10 protein-coding genes are annotated in these 13,565 nt (G+C 51.9%); 7 read left to right on the top strand and 3 right to left on the bottom strand.

Translation table 11 applies throughout. The features are described from left to right. Positions 1 to 148: 148 nt before the first annotated feature. The 6 genes from WA318_RS10110 (at position 149) to WA318_RS10085 (ending at position 7,793) form a co-directional block, all read left to right on the top strand. Complete coding sequence (locus WA318_RS10110) at positions 149 to 2,101, top strand: acetoacetate--CoA ligase (RefSeq protein WP_336080787.1); 1,953 nt, start codon at positions 149 to 151, stop codon at positions 2,099 to 2,101. 493 nt (positions 2,102 to 2,594) lie between these two features. Beyond that, complete coding sequence (locus tag WA318_RS10105; RefSeq protein ID WP_114097732.1) at positions 2,595 to 3,617, top strand: amino acid ABC transporter substrate-binding protein; 1,023 nt, start codon at positions 2,595 to 2,597, stop codon at positions 3,615 to 3,617. A gap of 117 nt (positions 3,618 to 3,734) precedes the next feature. Next, a complete protein-coding gene (locus tag WA318_RS10100) occupies positions 3,735 to 4,931 on the top strand; it encodes an amino acid ABC transporter permease (protein ID WP_114097731.1) in 1,197 nt (398 codons plus the stop codon). Position 4,932: 1 nt separating this feature from the next. Next, on the top strand, positions 4,933 to 6,036 hold the full coding sequence (locus tag WA318_RS10095; RefSeq protein WP_114097730.1) for an amino acid ABC transporter permease: 1,104 nt from the start codon (positions 4,933 to 4,935) through the stop codon (positions 6,034 to 6,036). Positions 6,037 to 6,128: 92 nt separating this feature from the next. Then, the gene (locus WA318_RS10090) at positions 6,129 to 6,839 is read left to right on the top strand and encodes an amino acid ABC transporter ATP-binding protein (protein ID WP_220150297.1); all 711 of its coding nucleotides are present in this window, start codon (positions 6,129 to 6,131) and stop codon (positions 6,837 to 6,839) included. Positions 6,840 to 7,052: 213 nt separating this feature from the next. Next, complete coding sequence (locus WA318_RS10085; RefSeq protein WP_258548661.1) at positions 7,053 to 7,793, top strand: ABC transporter ATP-binding protein; 741 nt, start codon at positions 7,053 to 7,055, stop codon at positions 7,791 to 7,793. Positions 7,794 to 7,824: 31 nt separating this feature from the next. On the opposite strand, the gene WA318_RS10080 is transcribed toward WA318_RS10085, so the two are convergent. Further along, positions 7,825 to 8,589, bottom strand: a complete 765-nt coding sequence (locus tag WA318_RS10080; RefSeq protein WP_114097727.1) for a DeoR/GlpR family DNA-binding transcription regulator — start codon at positions 8,587 to 8,589, stop codon at positions 7,825 to 7,827. A gap of 111 nt (positions 8,590 to 8,700) precedes the next feature. Further along, positions 8,701 to 10,263: an SLC13 family permease gene (locus WA318_RS10075; RefSeq protein WP_336080786.1), complete on the bottom strand. Its 1,563-nt coding sequence runs from the start codon at positions 10,261 to 10,263 to the stop codon at positions 8,701 to 8,703. Positions 10,264 to 10,568: 305 nt separating this feature from the next. Here WA318_RS10075 and WA318_RS10070 point away from each other — a divergent pair, with 305 nt between their 5' ends. Continuing rightward, positions 10,569 to 12,164 carry a GMC family oxidoreductase gene (locus WA318_RS10070; protein ID WP_336080785.1) on the top strand — a complete coding sequence of 532 codons (1,596 nt, stop codon included), beginning with the start codon at positions 10,569 to 10,571 and terminating at the stop codon, positions 12,162 to 12,164. A gap of 55 nt (positions 12,165 to 12,219) precedes the next feature. Here WA318_RS10070 and deoA read toward each other — a convergent pair whose 3' ends face one another. Then, positions 12,220 to 13,560 (bottom strand): thymidine phosphorylase, encoded by a 1,341-nt coding sequence (deoA, locus tag WA318_RS10065; RefSeq protein WP_336080784.1) that lies wholly within the window; start codon positions 13,558 to 13,560, stop codon positions 12,220 to 12,222. Positions 13,561 to 13,565: the final 5 nt, after the last annotated feature.

The following is a 13,565-nucleotide window of genomic DNA, read 5'->3' as shown; positions in this document are numbered from 1 at the left end:
TTTCGCATAATTGGTATTACCAATTTTAGACATCTGCGTTACTCCGCTTGCCGACCGACTTTTTTCCCCGTAGAAAACGGTATCAAGATACCAAATTAGATAACGCGCTAATTTGAAGACACAACATCGCAGGAAACAGAGGCCCATCATGAGCGACGTGCTTTGGCAACCGACGAAAGAACGTGTTGAAAACGCAAATGTCACCAGCTTTCGCCGCTGGGTGAATGACAAATACAGCCTTGATCTCCAGAACTTCACCGCTCTGTATGACTGGTCTGTCGCCAAGATCGAGGATTTCTGGCCTGCCCTTGTCGAATACACCGAACTCAAGGCCGAGACATGGGGTGAACGCGTTCTGATTGATGGCAACAAGATGCCCGGCGCACAGTTCTTCCCCGATGCTCGACTGAATTTCGCAGAAAACCTGCTGGCTCGTGATGACAATACAGACGCCATCGTTTTCTGGGGCGAAGACAAGGTCAAATCGCGCCTGTCCTGGGCTGAACTCAACATCGCTGTTTCCCGCTTTTCGCAGGCACTACGTGCTGAAGGTGTCAAAAAGGGTGATCGTGTTTGTGGCTATATGCCCAACATGTCAGAAACGGTCATTGCAATGCTTGCTACGGCCGCGATTGGCGCAACATGGTCATCCGCGTCGCCCGATTTCGGTGTGCAGGGCGTCGTTGACCGGTTCGGTCAGATCGAACCGACCGTGATGATAACTGTCGATGGCTATCATTATAATGGCAAGCAACATGACATCCGTGAAAAGGTCCGCGATGTTGTTGATCGCATCGACAGCCTGAAAAGGGTCGTCATTGTCAAATATGCCTTTGATGGTGCTGACAGCACGGGAATCCGCAATGCTGTGACTTATGAGGCATTCATCGCCCCGTTCGAAGGAGACAAGATCGTATTCGAACAGGTCGAGTTCAATCACCCTCTTTATGTGATGTTCTCGTCAGGCACCACCGGCAAACCGAAATGCATCGTCCACGGGACCGGTGGTACGCTGCTAAAACAGGTTTCAGAACATGTTTTGCATTGTGATGTCGCCCCCGGAGACAGGGTGTTTTATTTCACCACCTGCGGCTGGATGATGTGGAACTGGTTGATGGCCGGACTGGCAGCAGGCGCGACGTTGCTGCTTTATGACGGCTCACCATTCTATCCGAGCGGCAACATCCTGTTTGATTACGCAGATGCCGAAGGCATGACCCTGTTTGGCACCTCTGCAAAATATATCGATGCCCTGGCAAAGGCGGAACTCAAGCCGCGCGAAACGCATAACCTTTCGACCGTACGTGCCATGACATCGACCGGCTCGCCGCTCGCACCTGAAAGCTTTGATTACGTTTATCGTGACATCAAGGAAGACATTCATCTCGCATCGATCTCGGGCGGGACAGATATTCTAGGCTGTTTTGTTCTGGCCTCACCTGTGCTGCCGGTAAAACGCGGCGTGATCCAGACGCGCGCCCTTGGTGTTGCCGTCGACGTATTTGATGACGAAGGCAAATCTGTTCGCAACGAGAAAGGCGAACTGGTTTGTACCAAACCCTTCCCCTCCATGCCTGTCGGGTTCTGGAATGATCCGGACGGATCGCGTTATCATGCGGCCTATTTCGACCGGTTTGAGAATATCTGGTGCCACGGGGACTATGTAGAACTTGATGACGAAGGCGGCATGGTTATTTACGGCCGCTCTGATGCAACCCTGAATCCGGGTGGTGTTCGCATCGGCACAGCAGAAATCTATCGCCAAGTCGAAAAGCTTCCGGAAATTCAGGAATCGATTGTCATAGGACAGGATTGGGATAACGACGTCAGGGTCATCCTGTTTGTTGTGCTCCGCGATAATTATGAACTGGATACGGCACTGATTGACAAGATCAAGAAGCAGATTCGTACCAACTGCACACCGCGCCATGTCCCGGCCAAGGTCATTGCCGTCGCCGACATTCCACGCACCAAGTCCGGAAAAATAACCGAGCTGGCAGTCCGCGATGTTGTCCATGGCAGACCCGTCAAAAATCAGGAAGCTCTAGCAAATCCGACCGCTCTTGAGCTGTTCTCGAACCTGAATGATCTCAAGAAATAAAACCAGCCCCCTCGGATGACAGCGTCGGAGGGGGCTTTTTCATCTCGTCTGCACGCAGAATGGAATAATTCAAACCGGAGTCACGACATCTCCGATTCCGCACTGCAATGTGCACGCATTTTGGACAGCATAAAAAAATGATCTTTTTTTAGACACTGGCATATTTCCGTCGAAAAAAGTTCGTGCATTCTCGTCCTTTTGCGAAACACCCAAAACCAGAACCGATTAAGACACTGATATAAAAACCAATTACGCTATCCGTCACCTTGATGCGTTTCCATTTACAACGTTCACCTGATGGAAAAAATCGGCGATTTTCCTCAAAAAACAGTACCGGCCCGACCAGTCGAAAATTTTTCAGACTTGACACATAGCGGCCTAAAATTTCTTAATTTGGCAATCCAATCAATTTGGATTGATGGATATGCTTAATTGCGTATCCAGGGTGGCACAAAAGCTAAAAACAATGCTTTGCTAATAAGGGAGCTTTTCTATGAAAATCAAAACGATCCTCGCCGCGGGTGCAATGACTGTTGCAGCCGTCGCCGCACAGAATGCACAGGCTGGTGCCGTGCTTGACGGCGTCAAGGCGAAAGGTTTCGTTCAGTGTGGTGTGAACACCGGTCTTCCGGGTTTCTCCGCAGCAAATGCTGAAGGCAAGTGGGAAGGTATCGACGTTGATGTTTGCCGTGCGATTGCTGCCGCAGTCCTTGGCGATGCAAACAGCGTTCAGTACACCCCTCTGACCGCAGCACAGCGTTTCACGGCGCTGCAGTCCGGTGAAATCGACATCCTGTCGCGTAACACCACTGCAACCACCACGCGTGACGCGAAGCTCGGCCTGACCTTCGTCGGCATCAACTACTATGACGGTCAGGGCTTCCTGATCCCCAAAGCTCTCGGCGTGAACAGCGCTACCGAGCTTGACGGAGCAACCGTCTGCGTAGAGCCGGGCACCACCACCGAGCTGAACCTCGCTGATTACTTCCGCGCCAAAGGCATGAGCTTCGAGCCGGTCGTTATCGAAAACATCAACGAAGCAACCGCTGCCTTCTTCTCGGGCCGTTGCGACGTTTACACCACGGATGCTTCGGGTCTTGCTTCGATCCGTACCACCATGGCAGAAAACCCGGATGACTACGTCATTCTTCCGGAAATCATTTCCAAAGAGCCGCTTGGTCCGGTTGTTGCTCAGGGTGACGAGCAGTGGGCCGACATTTCTCGCTGGGCTCTGACTGCAATGGTCGAAGCTGAAGAATTCGGCGTCACCATGGCGAATGTTGATGATATGAAAGCAAACAGCACCAACCCGGGCATCCAGCGTCTGCTGGGCGTATCACCGGGCATGGGTGAGGCTCTTGGTCTCGACGAAGAGTGGGCATACCGTATCGTCAAGAATGTTGGTAACTATGGCGAAAGCTATGAAAAGAACGTTACCGCCAAGCTTGGCCTCGAGCGTGGTCTGAACGCTCTGTGGACCGATGGTGGCCTGCAGTACGCATGGCCGGTTCGCTAATTCGTTAGCAACCGTTCCACTAAACCTACGAAGCTCCGCCCCACTGCCTGAACGCATGGGCGGAGCTTTTCGTTAGGTGCCTACTGATTTTGGATACAATCTACACCTGAGGGTCCTATGAGTAAGCCTCAACATACCCCGGGAGATGTTCGTTCCAAGAGCCTTGTCGACTATCTGAATGACGAGAACGTTCGCGCGGTGCTTTATCAAATCATCGCCATCGGTCTTATCATTCTGGCTGGCTGGTACCTGGTGTCCAACACCCTGTACAACCTTGAGCAACAAAACATCTCGACCGGTTACGGGTTCCTCGATCTTGAAGCTTCCTTCGAGATCAGTGAAAGCATGATCGAATACAGTGCCCAGAGCGACTACGCGACGGCACTGATGGTCGGTCTCCTGAACACCGTGAAAGTATCGGTTCTTGGTATCGTCCTTTGCACGATTATCGGAACCATTTTTGGCGTTGCACGCCTTTCGTCCAACTGGATCGTTCGCAAGCTGGCGACGGTATATGTTGAAACATTCCGTAACATCCCGGTTCTGCTTCAGCTGTTCTTCTGGTACGCGCTGATCCCCGGGGCATTCCCCCACCCGCGCGATGCGCTAGAGCCGCTCCCGGGTGTCCTGCTGACTTCGCGCGGCATGTATATGCCTGTGCCGGTTGCGGACAACGCATATACCCTGATGGGTGTTGCGGCGATTATCGCTCTGGTCGCTATCTATTTCATCAGGAAATGGGCTGTCAAACGCCAGGACGCGACAGGACAGACCTTCCCGATGCTCCTTGTGGGTCTTGGTATCTTTGTCGGTCTTGTGTTTCTTGCCTACCTTGCAGGCGGAGCTCCGACCGAGATGAGCATGCCGGAACTCAAGGGCTTCAACATTCGTGGTGGTTATAATATTTCGCCAGAATTTATGGCCGTTCTGATCGGCTTGACGGTTTACACGTCAACCTATGTGGCCGAAGTCGTACGCTCTGGCATTCAGGCCGTTCCAAACGGCCAGTGGGAAGCAGCGGACAGTCTTGGAATCAAGCGCTCTGTTGCCCTTCGCAAGGTTATTCTGCCGCAATCCATGCGTGTCGCCATTCCGCCACTGACAAACCAGTATCTGAACCTGACCAAAAACAGCTCGCTTGCCGTAGCTGTCGGTTACCCGGATCTGGTCTCAGTTTCCAACACAACCATGAACCAGACTGGTCAGGCAATTGAAGCGATTTCGATCTTCATGTCGATCTATCTTGGTTTGTCTTTGTTGACCTCACTCTTTATGAACTGGTTCAACAAGAAAATGGCACTGGTGGAGAGGTAATATGTCAGAAAACGCAAAATTGCCTCCTCTTCCAACCGGGACTTTCAGCGAGCGAGCTGTTGCCTGGTCAAAGAAGAACCTTTTTGACGGATGGTTTAACACCCTTCTGACGCTGGGTGCCCTCGCCTTCATTCTTTGGCTTGTTCCACCGCTGTTTAACTGGGCGGTTGTCAATGCAACACTGACACCAACGATCGAGGGATGTGCAGAGGTTACCGGCGCTTGCTGGGGCTTTGTAAATGCCAACCTGCGTCTGATCCTGTTTGGCACCTATCCGTACGAAGAACAATGGCGGCCGGTACTTGCCATGATTGTTCTGATTGCAATCATTTGCGGTAGCCTGGGGGCCGTAAAATATCCCGGCCTTCGCAAATGGATTATCCCGATGTGGGTTGTCGGTGTTCCTGTTATCGGCGTACTGATGTGGGGTGGTGTTCTTGGTCTTACCTATGTCCAGAACAGTTACTGGGGTGGCTTGCCGCTAACCCTGATCCTGTCGTCTATCGGCGTGATCTTTGCATTTCCATTGGGTTTGCTACTTGCGCTTGGCCGTCAGTCCAACATGCCCGCCATCAAGACTGTATCCGTTGTCTACATCGAAGTTATTCGCGGCGTACCGCTGATTACGGTCCTGTTTATGGCATCCGTCATGTTTCCGCTGTTTCTGCCGACGGGGGTAACCATCGACAAGCTGCTGCGTGCGCAGATCGGTATTATCCTGTTTACGGCGGCCTACCTTGCCGAGGTATTTCGTGGTGGTCTTCAGGCTGTCCCGCGCGGACAGTTCGAAGCAGGCGACAGCCTTGCACTGTCCTACTGGCAGTCCATGCGTCTGATCATCCTTCCGCAGGCATTGCGTCTGGTCATTCCGCCAACGGTGAATAGCTTCATCTCAATGTTCAAGGACACCACGCTGGTCGTGATTATCGGCCTGTTTGATTTCCTTGGAACGGTAAAGCTTGCACTTCGCAGTGATCCTGCATGGACCAAATACTACGTGGAAGGCTATGCCTTCGCCGCGGCAATATTCTTCCTGATCTGTTTCTCGATGGCGAAATACTCCGCCTATCTTGAAAAAGAGCTTCGCAAAGGCGAGCGCAGGTAAGGAACGAGGAGAAAACAATGACTGTAGCAACTGAAACCACTACCGGCGCTGTGCCTCCTCCGTCCAAGGAGGATGTCATCACCGTCAGCAAGATGAACAAATGGTATGGTAACTTCCATGTTCTGAAGGACATTGACCTGACTGTTCGCAAAGGTGAACGTATTGTCATCTGCGGCCCTTCAGGCTCTGGAAAGTCCACCCTCATTCGCACGATGAACCGCCTCGAGACCTATCAAAGCGGTGAAGTCTATGTTGACGGAATTTTGCTTGGCGATGATGTCAAAAACATTGAAGCCGTACGCCGAGAAGTTTGCATGGTGTTCCAGCACTTCAACCTTTTCCCGCACATGACTGTGCTTGAAAACCTGACTTTGGCACCGATCTGGGTTCGCAAGATGCCCAAGAAAGAAGCCAATGATCTGGCCATGCACTATCTTGAGCGTGTCAGGATTGCCGAACAGGCCCACAAATATCCGGGTCAGCTTTCCGGCGGCCAGCAGCAGCGTGTGGCAATCGCCCGCTCGCTCTGCATGCAGCCGAAAATCATGCTGTTTGATGAACCGACCTCGGCCCTTGATCCGGAAATGGTCAAGGAAGTTCTCGACGTAATGGTCGAGCTTGCCAAAGAAGGTATGACCATGCTTTGCGTAACCCATGAAATGGGCTTCGCCAAAGAGGTTGCTGATCGGGTTATCTTCATGGATGCAGGTCAGATCGTCGAAATGGCTGGTCCGCAGGAATTCTTCGACAATCCCAAAAGCGATCGTACCAAGCTGTTTCTCAGCCAGATCCTTTCGCACTAAGCGGATTTCACGAATTCAGCATATCTTGCAAAACGGCCCCGCTTGGGGCCGTTTTCATTTTTGTGAATTTGGTACTTGCCCCCTGCTCGGCAATTGCCGAAACTCAGCGCGAACTCGACCAAAACCGGAATGTAAATGACCCAAACTGCATCTTCTCAAACGGACAAGACTGCCTTTGTCAGGGTAAATAAACTCACCAAACGCTTCGGGAGAATGACTGCAGTCGACAGCGTTGACCTGAGTGTTGCCAAGGGTGAAACCATGGCAATCATCGGCCCGTCCGCTGCTGGCAAAAGCGTTCTCATGAAATGTCTGGTCGGGATTTACAGCGCAGATGAGGGTTCCATCTTTCTTGATGGTGACGATGTGAGCCGTGCAGATTCCCCTGCGCGTCCGGAATGGGCTGCAAAAATCGGCATGCTGTTTCAGCACAATGCCCTTTTTGACAGCCTTACTGTTTGGGAAAACATCTGTTTCCGGCAAATCGAACTTGGCACCCTGAGCCGAAAGGCCGCAAAGGAACGTGCGACCGAGCTTTTGGGGCTTGTCGGTCTGGCCGAGGAAAGCGCAGACCTCACCCCTAATGATCTGTCTGGTGGCATGCAAAAGCGTGTTGGTATCGCCCGGGCAATTTCAAGCGATCCGGAGCTGCTTTTGCTCGACAATCCGACAGCGGGTCTTGATCCGGTTCTGTCGAACCATATCGAACTGATGATCTCAAAAATTGCTCAGCAACGCGGCACTACTGTCATTTCCATCACCAATGACATGCAGATCGCACGCACGCGCTATCAGAACCTGACAATGATGCATGATGGCAAGGTTTACTGGTCTGGCAAGACCAGTGACATTGATGATGCCCATAATGAACATCTGACCCAGATGCTTGATGGATCGTCCCAAGGACCAATCACAATGCGTACCGGCAAGCGCGAAGATGGTGTTTACGCCTGAACGTAAACACGCTTGGCTTTCTGACTGCGCTTTAATTCGCGGTATAAACCGAAACGTCGGCTTCCCGGATCACGTCTGCCCAATTCGGCCCCGGATGACGGTCCGTGAACAATGCATCGATTTCCGACAAATGGCCCAACCGCACCATTGCCCGTCGACCAAACTTTGATGCATCGGTACACAGGAATGTCTGGCGGGCGTTGGAAATAATGGCCCGTGCCACACGGACTTCGCGGTAATCGAAATCCATCAGACTGCCATCTTCATCAACCCCGGAAATCCCGATGATTGCGTAATCAACCTTGAACTGGTTGATGAAATCAATTGTCGCTTCCCCTATGACCCCGAAGTCACGCTGGCGAACAACACCACCTGCAATAATGACCTCAAACCCCTGATTTGCGGCACAAATTTCTGCAACATGCAGGTTATTGGTAATGATCTTCAGACTTTTATGCCCGGACAGGGCATGGGCGACTTCTTCATTCGTTGTACCGATATTGATAAAGAGCGAAGCGCCTTCCGGAATATGCTCGGCAACCAGCTTGGCGATCTCGCGCTTGCTCCCGAGATTAAGTACCTGGCGATCCTGATAGGCGGTGTTTTCGGTCGTGGAAACACTGGCCGCCCCACCGTGATAGCGCGCAATCAGCCCCTCTTCTGCCATTTCGTTGATGTCACGACGGATGGTCTGCGGAGTAACGGAAAAATGGTCAGCAAGGGAATCAATTGTCATAAAGCTGTTGGACGCAACGAGTTCAAGTATCTCGCGACGGCGCCGATCCAGTTTTCCCATGCCGTTTTCTCCTGATTTTTCTGATTTTCATATTGGCGGGTAAATTTTCGTTACTGATCAAAATGCGTTCTATTGAACTGTTTGGCAAGAGTTGTCAGACATTTCTGGCAATTAGAAAGCAATCGGGACCAAAATCACGGCGAACAAAATAATAGCAATAAGCGCAATCACATTCATCAATGCACCGGCACGTACCATGTCTCCGATTGTCAAATATCCGCTGGCAAACACAATCGCGTTTGGAGGTGTGGCAACAGGAGACATAAATGCACAGCTTGCTGAAAGCGCTACCGGAACAGATAGAAAAACCGGATCTATCCCCTCGGCCAATGCATAGGTAGCGACAAGGGGCAGGAACGTCGCAACCGTAGCTGTGTTTGACGTCAGGTGACTGATCAAAATGACAATCAGGGAAATCATTCCTATCTGGATAATAACGGGCAAATGAGGCAGAGCACCCGCCCTATTGGCCACCCAACTTGCAAGGCCCGTATCGTTGATTAACGCGCCAAGTGCCAACCCGCCTCCGACCAGTATCAGAACGCCCCAAGGCAATGCAAGGGCGGCTTTCCAGCTTAAAATATACTGATTCTCGCGCGCATTTACCGGAATCGCAAATAATGCGATGGCAGCTGTTACCGCAATAGACGCATCACTTAGCAACAATGTCGGGAAAATGTTTGTGATCAGCGGTCGGACCAACCATAGAAGGGCTGTAACACAAAAAACTGTCGCAACATATTTCTCGCCGCGAGACATGGGACCAAGCGCGTCCATATCGCGTTGCAGTTCCTCGCAAACAGGTTCTGGCAAGGAATCGTCCAGTCGATAGACATAGCGGGTAAGAACCAGCCAGCACACGACTAACAGAATGCCAGCAAATGGTACGCCGATTAACATCCATTGCCCAAACCCGATCGAAACACCAAAGTTGCTATCAAGATATGCTGCCAACAATGCATTGGGTGGTGTCCCGATCAGCGTTCCAATGCCACCAATGCTTGCGCCGAATGCAATCCCGAAAAGCATTGAAAGTGCGAAGTTTCGAACTGATCGCGGTAATTTGACAGGTTCATCGCCTGCTTCAACAGCTTGAGAAGACGAGGAATCCTGAGTTTTATCGTGTTCTCGAAGCAAATTCACAAGTGAAAGCGCGATTGGCAGCATCATGGTCGCTGTTGCGGTATTGCTGACCCACATTGAAAGCACCGCCGTCGCAGCGATGACACCTCCGACCAGCGAAGATGGCTTAAAACCAACCTGCTTTAAAATCACCAGTGCGACACGTCGGTGCAAATTCCATCGTTCCATCGCAATGGCAATGACAAATCCGCCCAAAAACAAAAACAACAATGGGTTCGAGTAATGCAAAGTCACATCGTCAATTGTTGCCACCGAAAAACTCGGGGCAACAGCAACCGGAACCAATGCGGTTGCAGCTATCGGGATCGCTTCGCTCAACCACCAGATTGCCATCAATGCAGCAATTGCAGCTGTATGCCACGCAGCTGGCGCCATATCGTCCGGTGGTCCACTCAACACCATTGAAACAGCTGTCAAGATTCCGGCCCAGAACCCAAGCTGGCGGCGAAGTGCACCAGGCCGTCGGGGAGATTCCGGATGTGCCCCGGTCGCAGAAATAGGCAAACGATCAAGCCATCGAAAACGGATCATCAATCAAGCTCGTGGTTGAGTCTGTGGACAGACGAGACTAATCAAGTTTTTCGATCTTAAACAACTGCTATTATATTGATTTTATTTGAATTATTCCAAAAATCAACAAAGGTATCTTTTTCCGCATGCCGGAATGGATACAACGCTTGATTATATTTTCAGACAGTCAAATCAATGGTAGCGTCACACCAAGAAACAAGACTCACAAGAAAAACCTTGGCTGCCACTCAGAGAGGAACCTTCCGTGAAACACAACCGCTACCGGGGAAACCGGTTCCATATTGTCCTCATTCAGGAAATGACACATGGACCGGTTTGATTACATCATCATTGGCGCAGGATCGGCCGGCTGTACGCTGGCGAACCGCCTGTCCGAGATGGAAGACGCAAATATTCTTCTGCTTGAAGCTGGCGGAAAAGATCGCAATCCCTGGATTCATATTCCGGTTGGCTACCTTTATTGCATTGGCAATCCCAAGGTTGACTGGTGTTTTAATACCGTCCGCGAACCGGGTTTGAACGGCCGGTCCCTTGGGTATCCGCGCGGCAAGGTTCTTGGCGGATGTTCGTCCATCAACGGCATGATCTATATGCGCGGTCAGGCCAATGACTATGATCAATGGCGCCAGTCCGGATGTACCAATTGGGGCTGGGACGATGTACTGCCCTTCTTCAAGAAATCGGAGGACTACTATCGCGGTGCCGATGACCTGCATGGTGAAGGCGGCGAATGGCGGGTCGAACAGGCACGCGTACGCTGGGAAATCCTTGAGGCCTTTCAGGATGCTGCCGAACAGGCAGGCATTCCGAAAGTGCCGGATTTCAATCGTGGAACCAATGAAGGATCATCCTATTTCGATGTAAACCAGAAGCGCGGCATTCGCTGGAACACATCCAAAGCATTTCTCCGCCCTGCCCTTGATCGTAAAAACCTTGAAGTTCGTACCAATGCCCATGTCCGGCGTCTGATCATTTCCGAAGGCCGGATAACCGGCGTTGAATATGAGCGCGAAGGCAATATCGAAACTGTTTATGCCAATCGTGAAACAGTGCTTTCAGCCGGTTCTGTCGGCTCCCCGCAAATTCTGGAGCTTTCCGGGATCGGACGCGGCGATGTCTTGCAGCAATATGGCATCGAACAGGTGCTTGATAACCCCCAAGTCGGCGAAAACCTTCAAGACCATTTGCAGTTGCGCTGTGCGTTCAAGGTAAGCAACATTCGCACCCTGAATGAAAAGGCAACCAATCTGTTGGGCAAAGCCAGCATTGCGCTGGAATACCTGTTTAATCAGTCAGGCCCGATGTCCATGGCACCAAGTCAGTTGGGGATTTTCACCCGGTCTGATGCATCGTTTGAAACGCCGAACCTTCAATATCACGTCCAGCCACTGTCACTTGAGAAATTTGGCGAGCCCGTCCACCCCTTCCCGGCTTTCACGGCAAGTGTCTGTAACCTGCGCCCGCAAAGCCGCGGTAGCATTCACATTACCAGCCCGGATCACACGCAACAGCCTGCGATTTCCCCGAACTATCTGTCAGCAGATGCAGATAAAAAGGTGGCAGCAGATTCAATTCGTCTGACGCGCAAGATCGCAGGCCAACCGGCCCTTGCTGCATATGCGCCGGAAGAATTCAAACCTGGCACATCCTATGACAGCGAAGAAGATTTGATCCGTGCGGCTGGCGATATCGGAACCACGATCTTCCACCCGGTCGGCACCTGCAGAATGGGGGCAGATGCGGCATCTGTGGTTGATCCAGAATTGCGACTGCGCGGTCTGGATGGTTTGCGCATTGCCGACGCGTCCATCATGCCGACCATTGTGTCAGGCAACACAAACTCGCCAACGATCATGATTGCGGAAAAAGCGGCTTCCATGATCAAGGCTGCTGCCCGCTAGAAGAAAGAAAGGCCGGGAAATTTCCCAGCCTTTCTTTTAACCCGATATCAAAGGATCACCCCTTTACACCGGCAACGATGCGTTCGCGCACAGCGGGTTCGGAGCCTGTTGGCGCGACCTCGCCCTCACCGATAACGATTGCTTCGCGCAGAAGGGCCGTCGCTTCTTCCAGCTGGGCCTGATCACGGGTATGGGCAATGCAAAGCGGTGTTTCAGCCGAAACCGGTTGCCCGACCTTGATAAAATCGGTGAAGCCGACTGCAAAATCGATCTTCTGATCAGCGCGCGTACGCCCACCTTTAAGGGCAACCAGAGCCAAGCCGACCTTGCGCGCATCCATCGAAACAACCCGACCAGTTTTGGCAGCCGTCACCGCATTGATCATTGGTGCTGCTTCAAGATAATTCGTGTTGTTTTCGACAAAGTCGGCCGGTCCGCCAAGGCTTGCGACCATTTTTGCAAAGACTTCTGCAGCCTTGCCGCTTTCAAGCGCAAGCGTTGCCTGACGAATCCCGTCAGCCACATCGATAGCAACACCACTAACTGCAAGCATTTCTGCGGCAAGTGCCATTGTCACATCATAAACACGCTGTTCCTGATGTTTTCCGGTCAGGAAATCGATCGCTTCACGCATCTCAAGGGCATTGCCGACTGTATCGCCCAACACCTGCTCCATATCTGTCAGCAGGGCTACTGTCGGAACACCATTGCGCGTTGCCACTTCCGTAATACTTTGCGCCAGTTCGCGCGCACGGTCATATTCGTTCATGAAGGCGCCCGAACCGAACTTGACGTCCATGACAAGTGAATCAAGGCCAGCCGCCAGCTTCTTGGAAAGGATCGATGCGGTAATCAGCGGTATGCTTTCGACCGTCGCTGTTACGTCGCGAATGCCATAGAACCGCTTGTCTGCCGGCGCCAGATCAGAGGTTTGCCCGATAATTGCGCAGCCAACTTCGCGGGTAACCTTGGCAAATTCTTCAAGTGTCGGCGTCGTGCGATAGCCCGGGATCGAATCAAATTTATCAAGCGTTCCGCCTGTGTGGCCCAGTCCCCGTCCGGAAATCATTGGAACGAATGCGCCACACGCACCGACAATCGGACCAAGCATCAGACTGACCTTGTCACCGACGCCCCCCGTGGAATGTTTGTCAACAACCGGCCCGTCAAGGCCAAGTGCCTTCCAATCGAGAACTGTACCACTGTCGCGCATATTACGAGTCAGCGCAGCCCGTTCGTCCATGGTCATTCCGTTAAAGAAAACGGCCATCGCAAGGGCTGCAACCTGCCCCTCGCTGATACTGTCATCAGTGATGCCTTTGACGAAAAACGCTATTTCAGCGTCTGTCAGAACTTCGCCTTCACGTTTGCGGCGAATGATTTCCTGCGGCAGCATTTGCT

It is taken from the genome of Thalassospira sp. CH_XMU1448-2 (assembly GCF_037027285.1).
In the GTDB taxonomy this organism is placed as follows: Bacteria; Pseudomonadota; Alphaproteobacteria; order Rhodospirillales; family Thalassospiraceae; genus Thalassospira; species Thalassospira profundimaris_C.
The sequence above is the reverse complement of the archived record's forward strand: the minus strand, read 5'-3'. Positions and strand labels throughout refer to the sequence as shown.